The 25,327-nt window shown below is 43.9% G+C and carries 22 protein-coding genes and 2 pseudogenes; 10 read left to right on the top strand and 14 right to left on the bottom strand.

Translation table 11 applies throughout. From position 1 onward, the window contains the following. Positions 1 to 100 precede the first annotated feature (100 nt). From JM642_RS04220 to JM642_RS04205, 4 genes are all read left to right on the top strand, one after another. Positions 101 to 463, top strand: coding sequence for a VanZ family protein (locus JM642_RS04220; RefSeq protein WP_037422291.1), 363 nt, complete (start codon positions 101 to 103; stop codon positions 461 to 463). Next, on the top strand, positions 463 to 1,446 hold the full coding sequence (locus JM642_RS04215; RefSeq protein WP_203432925.1) for a 2-dehydropantoate 2-reductase: 984 nt from the start codon (positions 463 to 465) through the stop codon (positions 1,444 to 1,446). The genes JM642_RS04220 and JM642_RS04215 overlap by 1 nt, the downstream gene beginning before the upstream one ends. A 283-nt stretch (positions 1,447 to 1,729) precedes the next feature. Next, a complete protein-coding gene (locus JM642_RS04210; protein ID WP_037422289.1) occupies positions 1,730 to 2,068 on the top strand; it encodes a P-II family nitrogen regulator in 339 nt (112 codons plus the stop codon). Continuing rightward, positions 2,065 to 3,381 carry an ammonium transporter gene (locus JM642_RS04205; protein ID WP_203432923.1) on the top strand — a complete coding sequence of 439 codons (1,317 nt, stop codon included), beginning with the start codon at positions 2,065 to 2,067 and terminating at the stop codon, positions 3,379 to 3,381. Before JM642_RS04210 ends, JM642_RS04205 begins: the two co-directional genes overlap by 4 nt. 59 nt (positions 3,382 to 3,440) lie before the next feature. On the opposite strand, the gene JM642_RS04200 is transcribed toward JM642_RS04205, so the two are convergent. Together JM642_RS04200 and JM642_RS04195 are read right to left on the bottom strand one after the other, a co-directional pair. Next, a complete protein-coding gene (locus tag JM642_RS04200) occupies positions 3,441 to 4,985 on the bottom strand; it encodes an EAL domain-containing protein (protein ID WP_203432921.1) in 1,545 nt (514 codons plus the stop codon). An 87-nt stretch (positions 4,986 to 5,072) separates the two neighbouring features. Continuing rightward, positions 5,073 to 5,720, bottom strand: a pseudogene (locus tag JM642_RS04195) (DMT family transporter); the annotation flags it as partial. A 96-nt stretch (positions 5,721 to 5,816) separates the two neighbouring features. Between JM642_RS04195 and JM642_RS04190 the strand changes: the two are divergent. After that, complete coding sequence (locus JM642_RS04190; protein ID WP_203432919.1) at positions 5,817 to 6,833, top strand: IS110 family transposase; 1,017 nt, start codon at positions 5,817 to 5,819, stop codon at positions 6,831 to 6,833. Positions 6,834 to 7,099: 266 nt separating this feature from the next. On the opposite strand, the pseudogene JM642_RS04185 reads toward JM642_RS04190, so the two are convergent. The 4 genes and pseudogenes from JM642_RS04185 to JM642_RS04170 all read right to left on the bottom strand — a co-directional run. After that, a pseudogene (locus tag JM642_RS04185) lies at positions 7,100 to 7,318 on the bottom strand (multidrug transporter); the annotation flags it as partial. Between the two features lie 192 nt (positions 7,319 to 7,510). Next, positions 7,511 to 8,734 (bottom strand): DUF819 family protein, encoded by a 1,224-nt coding sequence (locus tag JM642_RS04180; protein WP_203432917.1) that lies wholly within the window; start codon positions 8,732 to 8,734, stop codon positions 7,511 to 7,513. 16 nt (positions 8,735 to 8,750) lie between these two features. Then, positions 8,751 to 9,635 carry a LysR family transcriptional regulator gene (locus JM642_RS04175; protein ID WP_037422278.1) on the bottom strand — a complete coding sequence of 295 codons (885 nt, stop codon included), beginning with the start codon at positions 9,633 to 9,635 and terminating at the stop codon, positions 8,751 to 8,753. Between the two features lie 114 nt (positions 9,636 to 9,749). After that, positions 9,750 to 10,778 (bottom strand): porin, encoded by a 1,029-nt coding sequence (locus JM642_RS04170; protein ID WP_203432915.1) that lies wholly within the window; start codon positions 10,776 to 10,778, stop codon positions 9,750 to 9,752. Between the two features lie 228 nt (positions 10,779 to 11,006). Here JM642_RS04170 and JM642_RS04165 point away from each other — a divergent pair, with 228 nt between their 5' ends. Continuing rightward, positions 11,007 to 12,776: a flavocytochrome c gene (locus tag JM642_RS04165; protein ID WP_047539441.1), complete on the top strand. Its 1,770-nt coding sequence runs from the start codon at positions 11,007 to 11,009 to the stop codon at positions 12,774 to 12,776. Positions 12,777 to 12,933: 157 nt separating this feature from the next. On the opposite strand, the gene kdsA is transcribed toward JM642_RS04165, so the two are convergent. The 4 genes from kdsA to JM642_RS04145 all read right to left on the bottom strand — a co-directional run bounded on the left by kdsA (position 12,934) and on the right by JM642_RS04145 (position 16,420). Further along, positions 12,934 to 13,782 carry a 3-deoxy-8-phosphooctulonate synthase gene (gene kdsA, locus JM642_RS04160; protein ID WP_037422272.1) on the bottom strand — a complete coding sequence of 283 codons (849 nt, stop codon included), beginning with the start codon at positions 13,780 to 13,782 and terminating at the stop codon, positions 12,934 to 12,936. Between the two features lie 64 nt (positions 13,783 to 13,846). Beyond that, complete coding sequence (locus tag JM642_RS04155; protein WP_037422269.1) at positions 13,847 to 15,094, bottom strand: DUF819 family protein; 1,248 nt, start codon at positions 15,092 to 15,094, stop codon at positions 13,847 to 13,849. A gap of 142 nt (positions 15,095 to 15,236) precedes the next feature. Continuing rightward, on the bottom strand, positions 15,237 to 16,025 hold the full coding sequence (locus JM642_RS04150; RefSeq protein ID WP_037427842.1) for a tetratricopeptide repeat protein: 789 nt from the start codon (positions 16,023 to 16,025) through the stop codon (positions 15,237 to 15,239). Continuing rightward, complete coding sequence (locus JM642_RS04145; protein ID WP_037422264.1) at positions 16,025 to 16,420, bottom strand: SirB2 family protein; 396 nt, start codon at positions 16,418 to 16,420, stop codon at positions 16,025 to 16,027. Before JM642_RS04145 ends, JM642_RS04150 begins: the two co-directional genes overlap by 1 nt. A gap of 117 nt (positions 16,421 to 16,537) precedes the next feature. Here JM642_RS04145 and JM642_RS04140 point away from each other — a divergent pair, with 117 nt between their 5' ends. Then, complete coding sequence (locus tag JM642_RS04140) at positions 16,538 to 16,951, top strand: GNAT family N-acetyltransferase (protein ID WP_037422261.1); 414 nt, start codon at positions 16,538 to 16,540, stop codon at positions 16,949 to 16,951. Between the two features lie 141 nt (positions 16,952 to 17,092). On the opposite strand, the gene prmC is transcribed toward JM642_RS04140, so the two are convergent. Genes prmC through hemA form a run of 3 tightly spaced genes read right to left on the bottom strand, consistent with a single transcriptional unit; the run spans position 17,093 to position 20,312 of the window. Further along, positions 17,093 to 17,953, bottom strand: a complete 861-nt coding sequence (gene prmC, locus JM642_RS04135; RefSeq protein WP_203432913.1) for a peptide chain release factor N(5)-glutamine methyltransferase — start codon at positions 17,951 to 17,953, stop codon at positions 17,093 to 17,095. A gap of 2 nt (positions 17,954 to 17,955) precedes the next feature. After that, the gene (gene prfA / locus JM642_RS04130; RefSeq protein ID WP_037422256.1) at positions 17,956 to 19,047 is read right to left on the bottom strand and encodes a peptide chain release factor 1; all 1,092 of its coding nucleotides are present in this window, start codon (positions 19,045 to 19,047) and stop codon (positions 17,956 to 17,958) included. A gap of 14 nt (positions 19,048 to 19,061) precedes the next feature. After that, positions 19,062 to 20,312, bottom strand: a complete 1,251-nt coding sequence (hemA, locus tag JM642_RS04125; RefSeq protein WP_203432911.1) for a glutamyl-tRNA reductase — start codon at positions 20,310 to 20,312, stop codon at positions 19,062 to 19,064. Positions 20,313 to 20,566: 254 nt separating this feature from the next. Here hemA and lolB point away from each other — a divergent pair, with 254 nt between their 5' ends. From lolB to JM642_RS04110, 3 genes are all read left to right on the top strand, one after another. Beyond that, on the top strand, positions 20,567 to 21,211 hold the full coding sequence (gene lolB / locus JM642_RS04120; RefSeq protein ID WP_037427848.1) for a lipoprotein insertase outer membrane protein LolB: 645 nt from the start codon (positions 20,567 to 20,569) through the stop codon (positions 21,209 to 21,211). A 1-nt stretch (position 21,212) separates the two neighbouring features. After that, the gene (ispE, locus tag JM642_RS04115; RefSeq protein ID WP_047539434.1) at positions 21,213 to 22,067 is read left to right on the top strand and encodes a 4-(cytidine 5'-diphospho)-2-C-methyl-D-erythritol kinase; all 855 of its coding nucleotides are present in this window, start codon (positions 21,213 to 21,215) and stop codon (positions 22,065 to 22,067) included. Between the two features lie 113 nt (positions 22,068 to 22,180). Continuing rightward, complete coding sequence (locus JM642_RS04110) at positions 22,181 to 23,128, top strand: ribose-phosphate pyrophosphokinase (protein WP_037422243.1); 948 nt, start codon at positions 22,181 to 22,183, stop codon at positions 23,126 to 23,128. Between the two features lie 175 nt (positions 23,129 to 23,303). On the opposite strand, the gene JM642_RS04105 is transcribed toward JM642_RS04110, so the two are convergent. Continuing rightward, a complete protein-coding gene (locus tag JM642_RS04105) occupies positions 23,304 to 25,166 on the bottom strand; it encodes a methyl-accepting chemotaxis protein (protein ID WP_203432909.1) in 1,863 nt (620 codons plus the stop codon). Between the last annotated feature and the right edge of the window lie 161 nt (positions 25,167 to 25,327).

The raw sequence follows: 25,327 nt of genomic DNA, 5'->3' as shown, positions 1-25,327 counted from the left end.
AGGTTAACTTTGTCCCAGCAAGATAAAACTCGGCTTAGGGATGACTTTGGCGACACATTTTCCTATTATGGCGTCACACTAAGATAATCAAATTGTATTTGTGATAACTAAACACACCCTATTCAAACTGGCTTTAGCCGTAGCCTTTGTCGTGATCAGTTATCTGGTGTTCTCCAGACCAACCTATTCGCAAAGCATCCCCCATATCGATAAAGTCGGCCATCTTGGAAGCTTTTTCTGCCTCTCGTATCTGACCTATCTCGCCTTTCGTCCTAAGTGGTATTGGCTCTCACTGGTACTTGCAACTTACGCGATGTTAATTGAGATTGTGCAATCCCGCCTCCCCTATCGCAGCGCTTCAATAGGTGATGTGTTGGCTGATTTTGCGGGTATTGCCTTGTTTTATTTTTGTCTTTGGGCCTATCGAAAATATGTTAGTGCCGCACAACTCAAGGAAGAATAATGTTAGGCCAAGATGTGCCATTAGCTATAGAGTCTCAAGTCACTAATATCGCGATTTTAGGCGCAGGTGCTGTAGGGCAATTAATTTGCCATCAACTGCATTCAGCGGGATTAGCGGTAGGCTTAATTGCACGGGACTCCTCGGTATCAAACCTTGAAGCAACTGATTGGCAAGACTTGGTATTTAGCCCTTTGTCCCCAAGCGATGCCGTTACTGACTCTGTGTCCTATCGAGTCCCGCTGCTTAGCGCCGACAAAGCCCACTTACAGCAAGTACAACTGTTGATTGTGTGCGTAAAAGCTTATCAAGTCATTGATGCGATAGGTCCTTTACTCAACAAGTTATCGCCACAATGTCATATCCTATTATTGCATAATGGTATGGGGCCACATCTCGCGTTGGCACCAATGTTAAATGGCCGCGGCCTAAGCTTAGGCACGACCTCGCAGGGCGTATTACGTCAGTCATGTTGGCAAGTTAAGCAAACCGGCCAAGGCTTAACCCAGTTGGGTCATTTTACCGGCCCTGCGTTACCACAAACGCTGCGAGATAACCTATTACATGCCATCCCAAACAGTGAGTGGGTTGAGGCGATTATCCCCTGTCTTTGGCAAAAACTGGCCGTAAACGCCGCAATCAATCCTCTTACGGCGCTGCATCAATGCCCCAACGGCGCTTTGGCTCAAGCTGAGTTTAGTGACACCATTGCTAGTATCCTAGATGAATTAGTCGACGTTGCCGCACATGATGGGATTGAGCTCGACAGGCACTTCTTAGAGGAGCGCGTCTATCGAGTGATTGAACTCACTGCCGCAAACTTCTCATCGATGCACCAAGATGTTGCAAACCACAGACTCACCGAGATAGACCAAATTAATGGTTATATTTGTGACCGCGCCAACGCGCACAGTTTAAGTGCAGCAACTAATGCCAAGATGGTCAGCGCTATTAAACAGCTTTCGGCAATAACGTTACCACGATAACTGCATATTCAATTGATTTTAAATAGATTTACCGTAGAAAATCATTCTCGATAATACTTAACAGTGTTTAAATGCACCCTAATTGGCTTTTTTACATTTAACGCACCAAGGGCGCGCACCAAGTCAGGGCGCGCTCATCTATTCTTGCACTATTTTGCAGCAAAAATAAGATTTATTTGGGTGCGCCACATTGTTAACATAATGATAATAAAACATTTATTGTTGTGGCCTAATTCCTGCTATATCCAACAAACTGATGCCTGATGTTTGTTGGAGAATAAAGTTGAAACTCATCACCGCAATTATTAAACCTTTCAAAATTGATGATGTACGCGAAGCGCTCACTCAACTGGGCGTCCACGGCATGACAGTGACTGAAGTGAGGGGTTTTGGCCGGCAAAAGGGGCACACAGAGCTCTATCGCGGCGCCGAATATGCTGTCGACTTTCTTCCCAAAATGAAGCTTGAAATCGCGATCCACTCAGAGCTTGAAGAAGCTGTAATCGAAGCCATCATCCAAGCCGCTCGCACAGGCAAAGTCGGTGACGGTAAAATTTTTGTCACTCCGCTCGAGCAAGTGATCCGCGTTCGCACCTCTGAAGAAGGGAGCGATGCCATATGATCAATCCAAAATCTAAGTGCAGTTATCAAGCGTTACTTATCCTCATCGCGAGTAGCTTTACAGCTCCAGTATTCGCCGATGAGGCGCACTTGAGCGGTGCCAACACCGCATGGATTTTAAGTTCATCAGCCTTAGTATTACTGATGACGCTCCCAGGACTGGCATTATTTTACGGTGGACTGGTGCGTAGCAAAAACGTGCTCTCCATTTTAATGCAGTGTTTTTCGATTGCTGCTATTGCCTCAATACTCTGGTTTGTCGTGGGTTACTCTATCGCCTTCGATACAGGCAATGGTTTTATCGGTGGGCTAAATAAAGCATTTTTAGCCGGCATTGGTCGTGAGAGTATGAGCGGTGATATTCCCGAACCTTTGTTTATGCTATTCCAAATGACCTTTGCCATTATCACGCCAGCGCTGATTATCGGCGGCTTTGCTGAGCGAATGAAATTTTCTGCGGTACTCATATTCTCAAGCACTTGGCTGCTGTTAGTCTATGCACCTATCACCCACTGGGTATGGGGTGGCGGCTGGTTAGCTGAGCTTGGGCTCTATGACTTTGCCGGCGGCACAGTCGTACACATTACCGCAGGGGTGGCGGCACTGGTTGCGGCAAAAGTACTAGGCCCACGCAGGGGATTTTTAAACTCAGCGATTATGCCCCACAACTTGACCATGACTGTCACAGGTGCGGGCATGCTGTGGGTGGGCTGGTTTGGCTTTAATGGCGGTAGCGCCTTAGGCGCCAATGGTACAGCGGCAATGGCGATACTCGTGACCCATTTGGCGGCGTCGATGGGTGCCATCACTTGGGCTGGGATTGAATGGTATAAATTTGGTAAAGCCAGCGCACTTGGTATCGTTACAGGTATGGTGGCGGGTTTGGGAACAATCACGCCTGCATCGGGTTATGTTGGCCCAGCAGGAGCCTTAGTGATTGGTTTTCTTGGCGGGGTGGTCTGTTTCTTTTCAACGGTTTACATTAAACAAAAATTGAAGATTGACGACTCTCTCGATGTATTTCCTGTCCATGGTGTAGGCGGCATCCTCGGTACGTTGCTCGCAGGCGTTTTTAGTTCGACTCAACTTGGGATCTTTAGCGGCTATGGTTTTGCCACTGTTAACGACACTATGATTGACCAACTCGGCGTCCAAATGATTGGTATCGCGGCGACCTTTAGTTATACCGCAGTAGTGACTTGGCTCTTGTTTATCGTTATTAGCAAACTCCTTGGAGGACTGCGTGTCAGCAGTGAGCAAGAAGTGAATGGGCTCGATCTTTCTGAACATGAAGAAACGGGTTACAGCCTGTAAGCACATCAACCTCTGCGCAAAACCTACAACCGTCAGGATACCTATCCTGACGGTTGTTGTTAGTTGCGTTTCTTCAGCCAAAGGGCAAGCTCATCTAATTTCATCGGTTTAGCGAATAAATATCCTTGCAGAAAATGCACATCACGACTAATTAAATAATCCGCCTGCTCCTGTGTTTCTACCCCTTCTGCTACAGCGACATAATTCATTTTATGGCAGAGTTCGATAATAGTATCGAGCACATGGGAAGTGACCGAATCTTGGCCTATGGTATCGATAAAGCACTTATCTATTTTAAGGTAGTCCAAGGTAAAGGTTTGCAGCAGCGATAAGGTTGTCTGTCCGGTGCCAAAATCATCAATAGCGACTAAAATACCAAGCTCACGCAATGCTGTAATTCGCTCGCACATATCCGCCGTTAATAGCTGCCGCTCGGTAATCTCAATCAAAGGTTGAACACCAATTTGAGAAAAAGCATCCTTTAAATAGCGAAATTTAGCTTCAATATCACTTTGAATAAAATGCTCAGGCGCTACGTTAAAACCAATTCGAAACCCTGGCTGCACGGAAAACAAACTAAAATCGGCTAAAGCGCGTTCAAAAATATAATTAGTTAGCGGCACGATCAGTTGGCTCTGCTCCGCGATGGGAATAAATAGATCTGGCCGCACCAAGCCCATTTGCGGATGTAGCCACCGTACTAATGCCTCAACCCCTTTAGCCTTACCGTCTTCAGTACAAATAATAGGTTGGTATACAAGGAAAAATTCTTTATTTTCGATCCCGCTTCTAATATCGTCGGCCAGTGAATAGCGGTTTTTTTTACGCCAAAGATGTAAACCGACTAACCAAGTAAATGCCAAAAAAACGGGGAGCGATAGCCCAAAAGATATCCAGAAGAAGTACCAAAAAAACGCTTGCGAGACCTCAAGTAGGATCACCAATTCCGAATTATCAGCCTTTACGGCAACAACTTTCCCATCACCAAACTGTGGCACAGTCGGCAATGTCGCGCCCTTCAACCCCAATACCACATTTAGCACAGGACGAGGAAACACCTCTGGCTGAATAAAGCTGTCGATAAAATATTGCCCTTCAATAATCACAACCGCTCCACTCGTTTGGTTGGCCTGCGTAGCAATAACAATGATGGCAGGGACACCTAAACGCGCAGGCGTTTCAGGAACAATAAAATAAGTAGGCTCTTTTAGGGTCGGTTCAGGTAAGAGTGTGTTCAGTGGAAAATCAATTTCACCATTTGTGGATGAACAATAAAAACCATAAGCATTAAAAAGCAGTACACCACGATAATAGGGCTTAAACTTCATATACTCATTCAGGTCACTACAATCACCTTGACTAAGAGTGTTGGCATACTGACCTATAGACTCAGACTGGCTTAACAAATCCTCAAGCCGTTTGAGATTAAACTCACCAACTTCATGCACCTTTTTCTCAACCAAATAACTCGTCACCATAAAACTGGATGCGATAGCCAAGACAACAGGAACAGACAACATAATGAATAAATGCTTGCATGAAAGATCGAACTGAGAGATGAATAAGCGTAAAAGTGACGACAGGCTGTTAATACGATTCTGCATCCGGAATCCTTATCTTGTTGCCGCTATAGCGATTTATCTTGGTTAAACATTGCGTTGCATATGATAAATATAAAACAGCTCAAATACTCATCCCCACATCACGAGTATGGCAGCAACCGCAATAAGTGCTAGACCAAGCATTTCTTTTATTTTTACGCATTCCTTCAACCAGAATGCGGAAATCAACATCATAAAAAAGATTTCCACTTGGCCTAAGGTTTTCACATAAGGGACAGTTTGTAACGACATCGCACTGAACCAACCAATAGATCCAAAACAACTTGTAGTACTGGTCAGCAAGGTTAACTTAGGCCGTTGTAACAGGCCGATTAATGTTTCTTTATCTTTTAAAACCAAGTAACTGGCTAGCACGATTGTTTGCAGGCTAATCACCAACAACAATACCCAAGCTGCACTATGAGGAAAACCGACATCTAACCTCAAACTAGCTTCCCGCACCCAAAGCGAAGTCAGCGCAAAGGCGCTGCCACTGGCAATGCCAAGGAGCACTGTGCTTAGGGATAGCTGCCTAAGCCCCTGCTTAGCACTCAGCAAAAATACAGCGATACCGCCCAAGATAACCCCAACCCAGCCGAGTAAGGATAAATGGGTACCAAAGAACAATGTTCCTAAGATTGCCGCGACTATTGCCTCACTCTTAGCAAGCCCGGCACCAATAGCAAAGTTTTGCTGCTGGAATAGCTTAACCATCAGGCCGGTCGCAAGGATCTGCATCATGGATAATGGAATGGACCCATCCACTTTAAATCGGCCTCGCAATGGGCCACGATGTAGTCGCTAAAACTCATCAGAAAGAGGACGGGTCCACCTATGAAGATTACTACAATCGGTTTAGATATCGCAAAGTCTGTTTTTCATGCTGTTGGCGTCGATAAAGCAGGCAAGTTAATTAAAAAGAAAATGCTTAGACGCAAAGACTTGCTGCCCTTTGTCGCTCAAATTGAGCCTTGTCTGATTGTGATGGAAGCCTGTAGTGGCGCAAATTACTGGACCAGAGAATTTGAGCTGTTGGGCCACAGCGTCAAGTTAATTGCTCCTCAATTTGTCGTGCCTTTTCGGCAAGGTAACAAAAATGACTACAATGATGCTTTAGCCATCGCGGAGGCTGCGCAGCGACCCAACATGCGGTTTGTAAACCCCAAAAGCGTCGAGCAGCAAGATGTGCAACTGCTCCACCGAATGCGCGAACGATTAACTAAGCAATCAACAGCCTTAATCAACCAAGTGCGAGGTATGTTAGCTGAATACGGCATCGTGATAGCCAAAAGTAAATCGGCTTTTAAAGTACAGTTTCCTGAGATTTTGACTAACGAAACCAATGCGCTGACTACCAAAGGTCGAACAATTTTTTATCAGTTATATGAAGAGTTTACAGATATAGAAAGACGGCTTAAGGATTGTGATACCCAAGTACTCACTGAAACGAAAAACAATGTGATTTGCCAGCGTTTAGAGACTATCCCAGGTATTGGTCCCGTCACCGCTACGGCCTTTTATGCGGCTGCTGGAGAGGGTAAAGACTTCAGTAATGGTAGACACTTTTCAGCTTGGTGTGGCTTGGTTCCCAAGCAACACAGCAGCGGAGGTAAAGATAACCTCCTTGGGATAAGCAAGCGGGGAAATGCGTATTTACGTACCCTGTTTATTCACGGCGCCAGAGCGGTGTTGCAGCACAGTTGTCATAAACAGGATAAATTTAGCTGCTGGGCAATACAGTTAGCAGAGCGCCGAGGTTTTAATCGAGCCTGTGTGGCCGTCGCCAATAAACTCGCGAGAATGGCATGGGTTATCGCGGCGCGTGAGGAAGAGTATCGGCTTCCAGTATAGTACTGAATAGATTCAATAAACGTGAATAATTAACCAACCAGCAAGTTGCTAAGACACTTGATTTGATGATGAGACAGTCAGACTGATCTACTAAAAACCTTAGTCGGGCATAGGCTCATTACGAAGCCGCAGGGATGATAAGGACTGTAGAAGCAGATATCCATCAGGGCCAGAGGGATCCCTCAATAACAGGCCGGATATATGGGTGCAATGAACTCTTCTCAAAATCGTTATCGAATGTCTTGCAAACCGGATGGGTCCATATATGCGCCGATAATAAAGCCGAAAAATTCCGCCGTAAAATGTGGTAAGCCGACATTATTCCAAAGATATAATAGTGCAAGATACAAGGCCGCAATTGGGCCTGCCCAAATAAACCGCGCTAAGGTGACGCCCGCGACCTTAACCTCTTTACTCAGTTGGCTCTGAAAGGCATTGCGCCACGCCTGCATAAACGCAGCGAGCAAGGTAAACAAAATCCACATAAACCTATTTCCACCAAAGCATGTTCTCTTGCTTCGACGCAAAAGATAAGAAAAGCATCATACCCCACATGGAAACATTAGACACGACACAAAAACTGATAAATGCCTTTGAGATCATACGCTAGTATGGTCATCGATTAAATAATCGCTATAAAAACGAATAGAAAATATACATAATAATTTGAATATTAATTATGGATGTATAAATTGCATGAAAGAGCCAATAATTGATGCAATAAATGACGCCCATGTATAACCCAACACAGCCATTAAAACCGCGATAGATCCTAATTTAGGATGGAAAGCACTCGCGACAACAGGCGCTGAAGCTGCGCCCCCAATATTACACTGACTTGCAATAGCAAAATACAATATGGGCAGTTTAAAATACAAACAAAATAATAGTAGAATAATTATATGAGTAAAAAACCAAATCAACCCAATAATAAAATAGTAGAATATGGATTGAAATGAAGCAAACTCAATATTTAATCCAATATTCATAATCATAAAGTACAGCAAAAAAAATGAAACAAACCTGACTTGTTTAACAAACACATGTCTTGCATAGGTCATGGAGAGTAAAATACCTAAAAGTGTTGACAAAATCATAGACCAAAAGAAACTTGATCCTAGGTTATAATGCAATAAATAAGGCAAACGATTATTCACTGTTAGGGATAAAAATTCGGAGACCGAATGACAAAACAAAAAAATAAATAATGAAAAAGAAATGAGTAACATACAGCCAATAAAATGCTTTTTGCCATCTAACCTTGTTATATCATCTTCAATAAAAACAGGTAAATTGTTCAAATCAGCATCCAACATTCTATCAATCGCTTTTTGTTTTTTAGCCAAAAACAACAAAATAGCCATCCATACGCCAGAAAAAAACACATTTATCGTCATCATTACTGCAAAAATGGCCTCGCCAACTTGGTGAATTTCTTTGACTACAAGTTGGTTTGCTGTACCACCCAACCAGTTCGCCATTAATGTTGCCATGCCACGCCATGCTGCATCGCCACCTTGCCATAAAAGCTCTTCTGGAAATAATTTAGAGCCAATCCATAAACTAATTGGCCCTCCAATACAAACACCAACAGTTCCGATGAAAAACATCAATAAAATCTTTCCACCGACTGACTTTAATGTAATAAAATCCGTACTCACAATTAGCAAAAATAAACTAAATGGAATTAAGTGCGCTTTAAAATAGTCATCAACACTTGACCTACTTGCATCTACCACATTAAAAAAACTCAATACAGCAGGTAAGGTATAGCAAATGAACATGACAGGAAAAACGCTATAAAAGCGTTTAAAAAAAAGACAAGATGAAGAGTTTGAATATAACACAACGACAAGAAGTGAGATTAAAAATATAACGATTCCACACTCTGAAGAAATCATTTATCCCAACCACTTTCTAACTAGCATTATTTAAAAAATTCAAAAAAATATTAGACTGTAATGAAAGCTCATCAGACTCTCGTTGGATTGACCAGTAAGTGCGTTTATAATCCCATCCTTTCAAATCGATCAAACATAACTCCCCCCGCTCTAACTCTTCTTTTATAGCCACATAGGGTAAAACACTCAAACCTATACCCGTTCCAATTGCACGTTTAATCGCCCCAATAGTAGACATACAAATGTCATTTCTGACATAAACGTTTAAACTTTTTAACAATTGAACAGCCCTAATATGTGACAGAGAGGACTCATGGTCAAAAACCCACAATTGTTCACTTAAAATATGACTAGAACATGCTTGCTTTGCTACAGGATGTGAGCACCCACTTACAATACAAAGCTTATCTTGCATCCATTGCTCGCATACTAGATTTCTACTTGCAGGCTTGGCATCAATGAAACCTAAGTCGATTTCTTTTTCTGATACCATTTTTTCAATCACCAGACTATTCTCTATTATGAGTTTAATTTTTACGTCTGGATATTTATCTTTAAATAATGGGATCTTTCTGGATAAAACATAGTTACCAACCGTTTTACTACTACCGATCACTAAGCAACCTTTAACGCCATCCTCAGCAAAATTAAAAAGCTTCTCTAATTCATTTCCCTTACTAAGCATTTCATTAGCATAAGGCAGAATAATTTTTCCATGGGCATTTAGCTCCAATCCACCACCAGCTCTTTCAAATAGTCGACATCCTAGCGAGTTCTCTAATTCTTTCAGAGCCATACTCACTGCAGGAGTTGACATGTGCATCAGTTTTGCCGCTTTTGAGATCTGCCTCTCGGTACAGATAGCCTTAAAGATCATTAACTGCCTTAACGTAATGCGCATCTACATCCCCAATAAACTCCAGTTGGAACAAGATAAATGAAAGATACATTTTTTAACATGACTGATATCTAAGTTTAATAAAGCGGTCTATTAGACCGCTTTATTTGATATGTTCTAAAAAAGGTATCTTGTTGAAAAAGAAATCAAAGTATCGTCAAACTCATTATTACCTTTTGAATCTGAGTACTCGCCTTCAAAGTAGCTTACTGCTGCACCAAATGTTAATTCCTTGATCAGATTATAATCGACACCAAGTGAATATTGACTCGCATCACTATTATTTAACGTTTTAAGATCTGCACCAGCATTTTTGGTAACTTTCCCCAGACCAGCATCATCTTTAAGGTACTGAAATTTGAAATCATATTTATCAACAGGAATACTCATACTTAATAAATATGAATTGCCTTTAACATTTTCATAGATACTGGATTTAGAATACTGATATATAGCTCCCACTTTTATAGATGAAATAGCAACACCAGCAACAACTCTTGTTGCCTCTAACAAATTTAGTCCATCAGCATAGGCGAGAGAAAGATAACTATTTCCTTTTTTAAATGAAGGATCACCATATACTATACTAACAGCATAATTGTTTTGATTGTCAGCAAGCATTGGATTTTTTTGATTAAAATCATCATCGAAAGCATATGTAATGCCAAGAGACATGCCTGCAACTTTTGCAGTATTGATCGTGACTAAATCACCTAACCGGTCATTACCTGCAATAATCATATTCATATCACTTGATGTAATATTGAATAGATCGACTTTACCTTCTGAAGTTTTGAATACAGTATCATTTCGCCCAAAAACAACACTACCATATTTAACCTTAAAGCCTAAATATGAGTTACGCGGTTTAAAAATATTTGTATCATCATTATCAAAACTTTCAACTCCAGCTTCGAACTTATATATCAAACTAAAATCTTCATGCACATCATAATCACCTTTAATCCCAACGTATGAGGCAAAATTCTCAAGTGAAAAACCATTAACCTTTTCATTACCAGAAATACCATGACTAGAGTTTGATACACCAAGCCACAATCTCCCATAAAAATCTAAGGGCTCAGATAAAGCTTGATTAGAACAAAGTAATAAAGCAACAGGCACAAAACAATTGGTATATTTCATAAATTTCACCCTTTAACATAAAAACGTAATTATGCTAATTCTATGTTAAAGATTCCGTTTGAACTTTAATCACACCTCTAATATAAAAATGATTAATTAAAAATTATTTAAAACAATTTCAATTTTATTTAACCACAATAATTTATTGCGCAACATCACCATTTAACAATAAATAAAAAAATATCATAAGTGATGATTACCTCTATAAAACTATAATTGGAGAATTATATGAAGTTAACACTTTTAAGTTTTGTCTTGTGCTCAATCTTTTCTACAGCATCTTGGGCTGCAAATGACAAAAATGATCTGGCCTCTTTTCATAAAGAAATGGGAGGATGCAAGAGCTGCCACACTCAACCAGGCAAAGTATCTGACAGTGAAACTTATGAAAATCAGCAATGTAAATCATGTCATGGTGAATACAGTGCTTTGGCTAATCCTAAACTAAAGCTAGATCCTCACGCATCACATTTAGGTGATATTAACTGTACAAGCTGCCATAAAGGTCATGAAAAACCCAAATTATACTGTAATGAGTGCCACTCATTTAAAGGGCTTGAGATGCCTTTTAATAGTGCACAATCTAAAGAACCATGGGATAAAGGTTGGGACAATGATGCAATCAGCAAGGCGATTGCAGCTGGTCCAAAAGAAACGACGGATGTCATTGTTGTCGGAGCGGGAAGCGCAGGGTTTAATGCTGCTATCGCAGCGAAAAAAGCAGGAGCGCAAGTAGTATTACTCGAAAAAGGCCCATTTAGTGGTGGTAACTCTATGCTTGCAGCTGGCGGTTACAATGCAGTAGGAACTGCTCAGCAAAAAGAACATAAAGTGGATGATAAAATTGAATGGTTTGTTGAAGACACAATGAAAGGTGGTCGCTATGCCAATGATCCAAAGTTAGTGCAAATATTAGCTGAGCAATCTGCTGATGGTATTAAATGGTTAGAATCTTTAGGTGCAAACATGGATGACTTAAAACGCTCAGGTGGCGCAAGAGTTGATCGCACCCATAGACCCACAGGAGGTTTAAGCGTTGGTCCACATATCATTGATGTATTGAGAAAAGCTTCAGTAAAAGAAGGGGTCGATACTCGGCTTAATTCTAAAGTTGTCAAACTTGTGATTGATGAAGACCAAAAAATTGTCGGCGTAGTCGTCCATGGAAAACATTCTGGCCACTATATGATTGCTGCTAAATCAGTTGTTCTAGCAACCGGTGGATATGGTTTTAATAAGGAAATGGTCGCATTTTATCGTCCAACGTTTAAAGGGATGACTAGTTCTAATAACATTACTTCCACTGGTGATGGTATTGAGCTTGCCAAAGCAATCGGAGCGAGTATGACCGATATTGATTGGGTACAAGCTCATCCAACTGTGGGAAAAGATAGCCGCATTTTAATCTCCGAAACTGTTCGAGGGGTAGGTGCAATTATGGTTAATAAAGATGGTAATCGTTTTGTTAGTGAATTAACGACTCGCGATAAAGCATCCGATGCCATTCTTAAACAGCCTGAACAATATGCTTGGTTAGTCTTTGATAATGAGCTTTATAAAAAAGCTAAAATGGTTCAGGGATATGACCATTTAGATATGCTTGAAAAAGCAAATACAGTTTCTGAACTTGCTAAAATTACAGGCATGAAAGAAAGCTCATTAGAAAAAACGGTTTCAAACTACAATCGTTATTTTAAACAAGGTAAAGATGAAGAGTTTGCTCGCGAACAAATGCCATTGCCACTAGAAAAGGCGCCTTTTTATGCCGTAAAAGTGGCTCCTGGTATCCACCATACTATGGGTGGTGTCGCCATTGATACCAAAGCTGAAGTGCTCGATATTCAAAGTAAACCATTAGTCGGCTTGTTTGCTGCTGGCGAAGTCACAGGTGGTGTACATGGGTATAATCGCTTAGGTGGCAATGCCGTTGCAGACACTGTGATTTTTGGAAAAATTGCAGGCACTAATGCGGCAAAACATGCGTTAGAAACTAAGTAACTCAAGCTCAGATGTACTAGTTCAGAGAGGCGTGGGAATCGCCTCTCGTCACATCTCATCGCAAGCTTTATTCATCATGATTATTGGCAATCAATTTATTGCCTGACTTCAAAAGCTCCCCAGCTATTTTTGAGAGGTTAATTTAACCTCTCTTTTTTTACTTGCTGGTATCAATTGGCTCGAAGGATTTGACTAAATCATCCATCGCTTTCATCTGCTTCAGATAATTTTCTAACTGGTGCAAAGGTAACGCACATGGACCATCACACTTAGCGTTATCTGGATCTGGGTGAGCTTCGATAAACAGACCTGCTAAGCCTAATGCCATGCCACTACGGGCTAATTCAGTCGCCTGAGCACGACGGCCTCCCGCTGAATCAGCACGGCCACCTGGGCGTTGCAATGCGTGGGTGGCATCGAAAATCACCGGATAACCCGATTGCTTCATCTCGTCCATACCCAGCATATCTACTACTAGGTTGTTGTAACCGAAGCATGAACCACGTTCACACAGGATAATTTCATCATTACCCGCTTCATTAAACTTAGTGATGATATGGCGCATTTCGTGGGGGGCTAAAAACTGCGGCTTTTTCACGTTGATGATAGCGCCCGTTTTCGCCATCGCGACAACAAGGTCTGTTTGGCGCGCTAAGAAAGCTGGTAATTGAATAATATCAACCACTTCAGCTACAGGCGCACATTGGTAAGGCTCATGCACATCGGTAATGAGTGGCAGATTGAAGGTCTTTTTGATTTCTTCAAAAATCTTTAAGCCTTCTTCCATGCCTGGACCACGGTAAGAGTTGACAGAAGAGCGATTAGCCTTATCGAACGATGCCTTGAAAACATAGGGGATCCCTAGTTTTTGAGTCACTTCGGCATAGGTTTCAGCAATCGACATCGCGAGATCGCGAGACTCAAGCACATTCATGCCACCGAATAGCACAAAAGGTTTATCATTTGCAATTTCGATTGAACCTAACTTTATGATTTTATTACTCATCGCAACATCTCTCTCAAATACTAGACTCTGTCCAGCGGAAAACTGAATATTGGCACTAGAGCGACTATACCGCAACTAGCTGTAAAATTTGGCCACAAATCCAAGCCATATACGTTCCTAACACATAACCAAATACGGCCAACAGCACCCCGACGGGAGCTAATGCAGGGTGAAACGCAGCAGCCACAACGGGCGCTGATGCCGCGCCGCCCACGTTAGCCTGACTACCTACCGCCATATAAAATAATGGCGCTTTAATTAGCTTAGCAATCAATAACATAAAGCTAGCGTGTACAATCATCCAAATAATACCCACTAAAAAATATAATGGTGTATCAAGGACTTTGCTTACATCCATATGCAAACCAATGGTCGCCACTAGAATATACAGGAAAGCCGATGCAACCTTAGATGCCCCCGCTGCCTCCAAATGGCGCAAAGGACTAAAAGACATCGCTAAACCTATGGTGGTCACAATCACCACTAACCAGAAGAACTTCGAGGTAAAACTGTAGTCCTCGGTCCAAGGATAATTGGCCTCAAAATACGGGCCGAGGAAATCGGCAGCAATATGGGCTACGCCCGTAATACCAAAACCAACTGCCACGATTAGCATAAGATCACGTAGACTTGGAATGCGCGCATTTTCAGCGTGATACTGTTCAACTTTGTTCTTTAAAGTTTCAATCGCCGTCGTATCCGCACCGGTTTTAGCATCGATTTCCTTGGCCTTTGACGCCATAAACAACAATACCGCCATCCAAATATTGGCCACAATTACATCAACTGTCACCATCACGGAGAAGATATTGCCACCGACTTCATAAATTTCTTTCATCGCCGCTTGGTTAGCACCGCCGCCAATCCAGCTACCCGCAAGGGTCGTCATACCGCGCCACACCGCATCAGGGCCATCAACACCAATCAGCGATGGCTCGATCAATGACACCAGGAGTAAAGCAATCGGGCCGCCGATGACAATACCGATGGTTCCCGTTAAAAACATGATCACAGCCTTGGGCCCAAGTCCTAAGATGGCTTTTAAATCCACACTTAAAATCAACAACACCAAACAGGCGGGTAATAAATAGCGAGAAGCTACAGGATAAAGCTGTGATGTATGGCCATCAATCACCCCAAAGGTGTTTAGCAATGAAGGCAAGAAATAGCAGAGTAATAACGCTGGGATGAAACGGTAAAACTTTTGCCAAAATGGATGACTGCTCGTACTGGTATAAAACACAAATCCCAGAATCGTCGCTAAAATCCCCAGCGCTACCGCGTCATTGGTAACTAATGCCGTACTTGCCATGTGTGTTCTCCCTGTTTGGTACAGTTGTTATTGTATTTATGCTAAAAACTGCCGTTTGCAGTTAGTAGGCAAACTTCCCATTCGCCCGGTTTGTTATTGTTTTAGAAAAACAAGAAGAGCCTGTAAGGCTCTCCTTTAAGATTTAATGATAGATTTCAGCGTGTTCACTGAGTTCTTTGAGCTGCATCTTAACGATTTCGATAACAGGATCGTGTGGGCTGTTATCGACAAAATGTTGTAGATCGGCCGCAGCAACATTAATGCATCCAAGTTGCTGCGCAATAAAAGCGCGCTCGCGGTTCAAATGCACATCATCGGGATGCCACTGAAGCAACAAGTTACAACACTCCATCGCCGCCTCAAATTGATGGGAAACGATACAACCCGCCTTAAGCTCATGCAGCATGCGCGAAATCAGCTTCTTTACCGACGCCGCCTTTAAGTAACTTGGCTTAAGTTCAGCCGCATTACCCAACTCACCGCGCACTAACACATGCAGCTGGTGTTTCGTCAGCTCTTTGCCCGTCAGCGGATCGTGATAACGAACAACGCCACCAACGTTACTGCGAAGCACGGTATTACCCGGTAATAGCAGGGCCTCGAGCTCTAAATCGAGCTGCTTGGCCAGTAGCATCAATACCGTTGCCAGCGTGGTGCTATTACCCTGTTTAGTGATAAGACAAGTGCCCAAGTCCGCCGCTTCGGTGCTGAAGTAGTTGTCGCGAACACAGAACCCTAAATCCTGATAAAACCAACGAAACAAAGCCTTTAAGCGTTGCTGTTGATCTACCAGATAATGACTTAATACGGCTCCAGCCAATTCAAACCAAGCCCATTTCGCCGCTTCGAGGTTTGAAAAGCCAAGGTGAGCACCTACATCCAATGCCGACTCGGGCAAAGAAATGCCATCTTGCAGAGTGTATTTACCCATTAACCCAATAATACCGCTTGTTTAAAATGCGCCAATTTAGCCGCGTAGACCAACCAACCTATAGCGCCGAGAAAGGCGAATACTTTGAAAAGTTTGTTTCTGTTGGCTTTTATTGCAATTACACCCAAGGCAATATAAGCAACGACAGCGCCAATCTTTTCGGTCAACCAAGGATCCACAAAGGGATATTGCTTGATCATAAAGCACAAAGTTAAACCAGAAAGTAGCAAGAAAGTGTCAATCACATGGGGAGCGACTTTAAAGACCTTCTTGCCCATCAGTGCTGACTGACGTAAATGCAACACAAAACGAACGACAAAAAACAGCACACTCACGGCAATTAAGGTTAAGTGCAGGTGCTTAACAGCAGGATAAAGACTGTAAAAAGTTTCCATTGTGATACTTATGGCCAGTGACAAAGGCGCTAGTTTACCCTAATCATAACGCCAGACCAATGCCTAACACTCGAGATTCACAGACGGGCCCCGTCGCGCACTTTGCAGGAAACCATGATGAATTTAATGATAATTGACGATGAGTCCACCGAGTTTGCCGACACGGTAAAGCAAAAAATCGTCGAATTTAATCAGCAGCACTGGCAAACGCTGCAACGCCAAAACCTAGGCTTAAAGTTGCAGGATGAGCAAGGCACCTTACTTGCGGGCTTAAGCGGCAAGACCTTCGGCAATTGGTTCTTAATCGACTATCTGTGGGTGGATGAAGCATTACGCCAGCAAAACATCGGCTCACGCTTATTACTCGAGGCTGAAAGCAAAGCCAAACAACGCGGCTGCCAATTTGTTCTGCTCGATACCTTAGATTTTCAAGCAAAACCTTTCTATGAGCGCCACGGATATCGTGTGCAGTGGGTACAGCAAGCCTATCCCGAAACCGGCAGTAAATTCTTTATGGTCAAGGTGCTGTAGCTTCTTAAAGATAAAATGTGATTTTAAGATGTCTTGTCATGATCTTATAAAGACTAATAATCTCAACAGATACATAAACAACAACGCCATTGACGGGTAATCAATGGCGTTTTTTGGCACTCAGCTAGATTGGAGCAAATATTAAATTCCAATCAATCCCATCCACTTACCCATAGTGCATCTATCGTTGCTGCCAAAATCCCGCACGGTAGCGACATTTTGGTAACCTAGCTCTGTGAGTTTTGCCCTGAGTTTTACTGCTTGTTCAAAACCATGCTCAAGCAATATATAACCATTCGGCTTTAAATAATCTCGAGCAGTTTTTGCAATGTAGTAAAGATCAGCAAACCCTTCATCGGCGGCGGTGAGCGCACTTTGTGGCTCAAAACGCACATCACCTTGATGTAAATGCTCGTCAGCCTCATCGATATAGGGCGGATTAGAAACAATTAAATCAAAGTCACGGGAAGTGATAGCGCTAAACCAATCGCTTTGTAGTATCTCAACCTGTTCAAGTTTCAGATTAGTGCGATTCGCCTTTGCCAGCACGACCGCATCTTCCACTTTATCCACCGCGGTAATTTGCCACTCGGCGCGTTCAGAAGCCAAAGCCAGTGCAATCGCGCCGGTTCCCGTTCCCAGATCGAGCACTTTTGCATGACTTTCAAGGGGTAGGTTGAGGGCGGATTCGACGAGGATCTCAGTATCAGGACGAGGGATCAAGGTCGTATCATTCACAATAAAGGGCAGTGACCAAAACTCACGCTCGCCAACAATGTGAGCCACAGGTACGCCTTGCTGACGCCGTTGCACCATTTGCTGGAAGCGTTTCCACTGTTCTACGCTCAAGGCTTTTTCAGGCCAAGTGTACAGATAAGCACGATTCTTATTGAGGCAATACAATAATAAAACCTCTGCATCCAAATGGGCGGATTCAGAGGTTGAAGCTAGCTGTACATAGGCCCATTGCAGAGCCTCGGCGATACAGGATTGATCAGCCAAAATTACCCCTGCTCATCAGCGAGTGCGGCTAATAAATCTGCCTGATGTTCTTGCATCAGCGGTCCTAAAATCGCATCCAAGTCACCCTCCATCACTTCGTTTAAGCGATATAGGGTTAAGTTAATACGATGTTCACTCACGCGGCCCTGCGGGAAGTTATAGGTACGAATCCGCTCAGAACGGTCACCACTGGCGACCAGACTACGGCGAGTAGACTCTTCAGCGCTGCGGCGTTTTTCATCTTCTACGGCTTGGATACGCGCCGCTAACACGCTCATTGCTTGTGCGCGGTTTTTATGTTGCGAGCGTTGATCCTGACATTCCACCACAATCCCAGTTGGAATATGGGTAATACGAATGGCAGAATCGGTTTTGTTAACGTGCTGACCACCGGCGCCCGATGAGCGGAAAGTATCGACCTTAAGATCGGCAGGATTAATGGAAATCGCTTCTGCTTCAGGCACTTCGTGCATCACCACCACAGTTACGGCAGAGGTGTGAACCCGGCCTTGTGACTCGGTTTCAGGTACACGTTGAACGCGGTGACCACCGGATTCAAATTTAAGTTTACCGTAGGCGCCTTCACCACTGACTTTAACGATGATTTCTTTAAAACCGCCATGCTCACCTTCGTTCGAGCTCATAATCTCGAGCTGCCAACGGTTGGCTTCAGCATAACGGCTATACATACGGAATAAGTCGCCCGCGAAGATCGCCGCTTCGTCGCCACCCGCACCGGCACGAATTTCGATAAAGGCGTTAGTGTCGTCGTTAGGATCTTTTGGTAGTAACAGAATTTGCAGTTCGGCTTCTAGACGTTCAAGTTCAGCTTTAGCAGCCTTGATTTCTTCCTGCGCCATTTCGCGCATTTCAGCGTCATCTTCTTCCAGCATTTCCTTAGCAGACTCGAGATCCGCCTGTGCCTGCTGGTAGGCTTTAAAGCCTGCAACCACTTCTTCTAACTGAGAATATTCTTTAGATAACGCACGAAAACGATCCTGATCGGCAATAACAGACGCATCACCAAGCAAAGCTAAGACTTCTTCGTTGCGCTCGAGCAAGCCTTCCAGCTTGCGGATAACGGATTCCTTCATTTAACTCGCTAACCTTAGTTTTTATCTAATCCGAGCGCTGTTCTTAACTGACCTAATGTATTCAAATCCCCCTGACGGCTCGCCACCGTGAGGGCTTGGGTGGGTGCGTGAATGAGTCTATTGGTCAGGCGATTGGCTAGTTCAATCAATACCTGCTCAGTGTCGCCCCCCTGCTCTAATTTATTCAGGGCGCGTTCCACTAACTCATCCTTTATCGCCATGCTCTGGCTGCGATACTCGCGAATACTATCGACCGACTCTAAAGAACGCACCCACTCCATAAAGAGGTGAGATTGTTCTTCAGTAATTAATTCAGCTTGCTCGGCGGCCTCCTTACGGGAAGCCTTATTCTGTTCAATAATGCTATGCAGGTCGTCCACTGTATACAGAAACGCATCGTCCAAATCGGCGACTTCCGGCTCAATATCCCGGGGAACTGCTATATCAACCAATAACATAGGTTGATGGCGACGCTGCTTTAGCGCTTTTTCTACCATGCCTTTACCAAGGATTGGTAGCGGGCTGGCGGTAGAGGATATCACGATATCGGCTTTAGGGAGAAAATCTGGTATCTGTGCCAGCGTAATTGCCGTGGCATTGAACTCTTCACACATGCTTTGAGCGCGCTCTAAAGTACGGTTTGCCACTACCATAGAGGCAACACCGTTATCTTTAAGATGCTTAGCTACTAGCTCTATCGTTTCACCCGCACCGATTAACAGTACCTTAGTGGTCGACAGCGAAGAGAAGATATGTTTTGCCATGCTCACGGCCGCAAAAGCGACCGATACAGCAGCGGCACCGATTTCGGTTTCGGTACGCACTTTTTTAGCAACAGAGAAAGTATTTTGGAACAAGCGGTCAATAGTTAAGGCGACAGTGCCGGCTTCTTTGGCTTTGACAAAGGCTTGTTTAACTTGACCAAGAATCTGCGGCTCACCCAGGATCAGCGAGTCAAGACCCGAGGCAACGCGCATCAAATGCCTCACCGCCTCTTGTCCGTGATAATTGTAGAGGCAGGGCGCGACATCTTTATGCTCTAGGCCATGAAATTCTTCAAGCCATTCAATGATATCGGCCTCATCGCCATTGTTACAATACAACTCAGTGCGATTGCAGGTCGAGACGATAACGGCTTCACCGGAGCGCGTACGACTGGCCAGACTCTTCATGGCATCATGAATTGTGTCTGGAGAGAAGGCGACTTTCTCACGCAGGTCTACCGTGGCTGTTTTATGGTTAATACCGATTGCTACAAGGCTCATCTGACTCTTTTCTAGATTCTTGGCGTCTATCTTAATAAGGGCATTCTACTGAATTGGCCCAACTAAAAACAGAATACGCTTAACAAAACCGAATAAAGGTCTAACTTCTTACCTAAATTTTCTATCAATGATAGACAATTACCGATTAGCACGACTGAAGTTATCCCAAGTGACTGCCAATGGAAATTTTACAAATGGCATTGGTATTCTTTCCAAGCCCTCGTATCATAAGGACTTTGGTATATCAGTTATAGATGAATAATTTGAAGCGCTTCACAAAATCCATTTTCTCTTGTATCGCCTTGAGCGGACTATTGTTTTTAGGCGGCTGTGAAACACTGCCGCCTATGACCGATCTCAGCCCTATTACGGTCGATAATGCAGCCCAAGCTAAAGCGTGGGAGCTACAGGGTAAACTCGCTATCCGCACACCTGAAGATAAGCTCAGTGCCAATCTCTATTGGCGCCACAGCGAGGAGCGCGACGAGCTCACGCTCACGACGATGTTAGGTACTACAGTATTGACTTTGGAGGCGACGCCTCACTCGGCTCACCTACATATTGATGGCAAAGATTTTCGTGATAATAACGCCCAAGCCTTGCTTGAGCGCGTTAGTGGCTGGTCCATCCCGATTAATGATTTGCCCCTGTGGATCACAGGACAAACTGGCAGTTTAGATCGTGTTATCGCCGTTGATAGTACAGGTCAAACTAAGCAACTGCAAAATGTGCAAACGCCACCGCCTTGGTTAGTCACATTTTTAAGCTGGCAATCCCAAAGTGGCGCTAAGGTGCCTTACCAATTAACGCTCGAACGCGGTGATTTACAGCTCAAGCTTCAGCTCAATCAATGGCAAGCCTTAGGTAAACCCTCAATACTGCTCGGAGAAAAACCTTAGCATGTCCCAAGAGATTTCACGAAATTGGCCAGCTCCCGCCAAACTCAATCTGTTTTTGCATATCAACGGACGCCGCAGTGACGGTTACCATGAGTTGCAAACCCTGTTTCAATTTGTTGACTGTTGCGATCAACTCGACTTTCGAGTCACTGACACACCTGAACTGATTTTGCACTCGGACATGTCAAACGTTGTCGCGGATAGCGATAACTTAATTCTGCGAGCCGCAAAATCACTGCAACAATCTACAGGTTATCGTGGCGGTGCTGAAATCTGGCTCGATAAACGTCTGCCCATGGGCGGCGGTTTAGGCGGTGGCTCCTCGGATGCAGCCACCACACTTGTCGCCTTGAATCAGTTATGGAATACCCAATTGTCTCATGATGAATTAGCGGCAATTGGATTAAAACTCGGTGCCGATATCCCTGTTTTTATTCATGGTTTCGCTGCATTTGCCGAGGGAGTTGGAGAGTGTTTACAGACGGTTAATCCCGCTGAATTATGGTATTTAATCATTGCCCCTGACGCCCATGTTTCCACCGCAGCGGTATTCCAAGATCCGCAGCTGCCGCGTAATACGCCTAAGCTTGGCATTGACACTTTACTGAGCCAATCTTGGAGAAATGATTGCCAAGAACTGGTCGTATCTAAATACCCTCAAGTTGCCAAGGCCTTAGGCTGGCTGCTAGAATATGCGCCGTCGAGAATGACCGGAACGGGCGCATGCGTGTTTGGGGAGTTTTCGTCGCAGCAGCAAGCTCTCGCAGCCTTGGCGAAATTACCGTCTGATATGCAAGGATTTGTTGCAAAAGGGATGAATATTTCGCCGCTCATAGTGCGACTCAATCGTCCATAAACTACTTTCTTCTAGAGCAACTTTTTTCACGATCGCCCACGGGTCCGCTCCCGTCCCCGCATCGTCGTTGCTCTAGCCACTAAAATATAAAGCAAACGCCTGAGGTTCATACAGTGCCCGACATCAAGCTCTTTGCTGGGAATGCCACCCCCAGTCTCGCTAAGAAGATAGCCGATCGTCTATTTTGTAAACTCGGAGACGCAGTGGTTGGTCGTTTCAGCGATGGTGAAATCAGTGTCCAAATCAACGAAAATGTACGTGGTGCCGATGTGTTTATCATCCAATCCACCTGCGCGCCGACTAACGATAACCTCATGGAACTGATCGTGATGGTTGATGCGCTACGCCGTGCATCTGCTGGTCGTATCACTGCTGTTATTCCTTACTTTGGTTATGCTCGTCAAGACCGTCGCGTCCGCAGCGCACGTGTACCTATTACGGCAAAAGTGGTTGCTGACTTCCTGTCTAGCGTCGGTGTTGACCGCGTTTTAACCTGTGATTTACACGCTGAGCAGATCCAAGGCTTCTTCGACGTTCCTGTTGATAACGTATTTGGTAGCCCAGTGCTATTAGAAGACATGGTTGCGAAGAAGTTAGATAACCCTGTGGTTGTCTCTCCTGACATCGGTGGCGTGGTTCGTGCTCGCGCAGTGGCAAAACTGTTAGACGATTCTGATTTGGCCATTATCGATAAACGTCGTCCACAGGCAAACGTTGCACAAGTGATGCACATTATTGGCGATGTTCAAGGCCGTGACTGCATTATCGTTGACGATATGATCGACACAGGCGGCACTCTGTGTAAAGCGGCTGAAGCCTTGAAAGAACATGGTGCAAACCGCGTATTTGCTTACGCAACTCACCCAGTGTTCTCTGGCAAAGCGGCTGAAAATATCACCAACTCAGTGATCGATGAAGTGATCGTCACAGATACCGTACCTTTAAGCCCTGAAATGCTGAAAGTGGCGAAAGTGACTCAACTGACGATGTCGGCGGTATTGGCGGAAGCCATTCGCCGTGTAAGCAACGAAGAGTCTATCTCTGCAATGTTCAGCCACTAATCTTACGGCACTTGTATAAAAAAACGCACCTCAAGGTGCGTTTTTTGTTTGCGCGTTTTAGCTTTGGTCTTAGTTTACATTTTAGGATTGAATCGACTTCTGCCTTATCCATCCACAAACCGCGCCTCAAAATGCTATAGAAACGCCCCCCAAGGTGCGTCTCAAGCATAATCGTTTAGATCTTAAAATGGCTCACAGCACTCACCAAATACTCGGCTCGGGTTCTTAACTCGTCCGATGCCGAAGCATTAGCATCGGCGGCATGGGAAGATTGCTCCGCGATATCGCGGATAACCACAACATTCTTATTCACTTCAGCAGCCACCATACTTTGCTCTTCAATTGCAGCAGCAATCTGCGTACTCATATCCATAATGTTTCGAACGTCATTATTGATAAGCTTTAGTAATTCCCCCGCTGCTGCGGCCTGCTCAGCACTCTCTGCACCTTGTTTTTGGCTCGCATCCATTAATTGCACAATAGAACGGGTTCGGCTTTGCAAGGTTTGAATAATATTAGCAATCTCCTGTGTCGATGTCTGAGTTCGCATCGCTAGACTACGCACCTCATCAGCCACAACAGCAAATCCACGCCCCTGCTCTCCAGCACGCGCCGCTTCAATCGCAGCATTCAATGCGAGTAAGTTGGTTTGCTCAGCAATGCCGCGGATCACATCAAGCACACTGCCAATGGTTTCGCTATCGCGCTCAAGCTCGTCCACTACTGAAGCACTCGTATTAATTTGCTCAGATAACTGTCTAATTTTAAGAATCGTCTGCTCTACCTCAGTTTGCCCCAACTGAGCGTTATCATGGGTTTTACTCGCTTTGAGTGCCGCAAGCTCGGTCGTTTTAGCGATTTCATCAATGGTGGCGCCCATTTCGGTAATCGCGGTAGCCACCATATCGGTTTCGTTAAGTTGCTGCGCAACACCTTCAGAAGCAAGCATGGCATTCTCTGAGACACTCTTACTTGAGGTGTTAATAGTAGAGACAGAGTCAATAACCTGCTCGATAAGCTGCTGGAAACTGCCCACCATGCTATTGAAATGCTGTGCAATTTCGCCTAACTCATCTTGCGTTGATGCATCGCATCTTAGGGTTAAGTTTTTACTCACTTCGATGCGTGAAATAACCTGTGTAATGCGCGCAACGGGATTAATAATGCTACGGATTATTAAGTAAGTAATTATGCCGAGGATTAATGCAATCATCAGAAAGACAGCGATTCCAATATTCCTGCTGCTCTTTTCTGTATCTTCGATAGATTTAAGAGCAAGTTTATGCAGCTCATCGGCGCTAGATTCTGTTAATTTATTCGCGGCGATTAACTGTGCCATCGTGCCCTGTTTTTCATCTAAACCCAGTTGCTGCTCTTTACTAACGAGGCTTTTAAAGTCTTTTTGATATTGTTCGATCAATGCAACAATTTTATTTTGCGCATCAATATCTAAACTTGATGCCCTTAAGCTGCTATTAAACAAAGCAATATTGGCATCGAAGGTCTCGACATAGCTCATTTCGCGGCGCAACATAAAATCTTTTTCATTGCGTCTAAGCTGCAACATGGCAACTTGCAAAGAAAGTTGATCGTATTCCTTCAGCATGGATTCCACATTATGCACCGCAGTTCTTAAGGTGCCATAGAGACCTGTTTTGGGTGTTAAGCCAATTTCTTGTTGCAGTTGAACAACCTCATTAAAGGCCTGTTGATATTGATTTAAATTGCGGTCAAAACTTTCGAGGGAAGTAATAGGTACATCGTATTTTTTAAAGATTTTTTCAAGCTTAGGAATCATTTCATCAATTGAGGCATGAACTTGTTTATGTTTTTCAACATATTGAATATCTTTACGGCCAAAAAAGTCCTTTTCATTTTTACGCAGTAACAACACATCACGCTCAAGTTCGAGCACGTTTTGCGCCGCGTGGGAGAGTTCCGACTCAACTGAATTTGTATAAAGCTGCAATCCAAACATGGCTATCAAAGCCGTTACAGATACGGCAGCACTGAGTAACAATTTCGAGCGGATTAACATAAAAAGCCCCTAATAAATAACATCTCTTAAAAAGATAGTTGGGAGTCACGTCTTTTACAGTAAATATAGCCTTGACATAAAAAGTTCATCTTTCATTTATTGTTTAATCCGCTTCGGAACTTTCTCCATTTTTCGATTTACATTGACAGCCAAGTATAGTG

Source organism: Shewanella sp. LZH-2 (assembly GCF_016859145.1).
GTDB lineage: Bacteria > Pseudomonadota > Gammaproteobacteria > Enterobacterales > Shewanellaceae > Shewanella > Shewanella xiamenensis.
The sequence above is the reverse complement of the archived record's forward strand: the minus strand, read 5'-3'. Positions and strand labels throughout refer to the sequence as shown.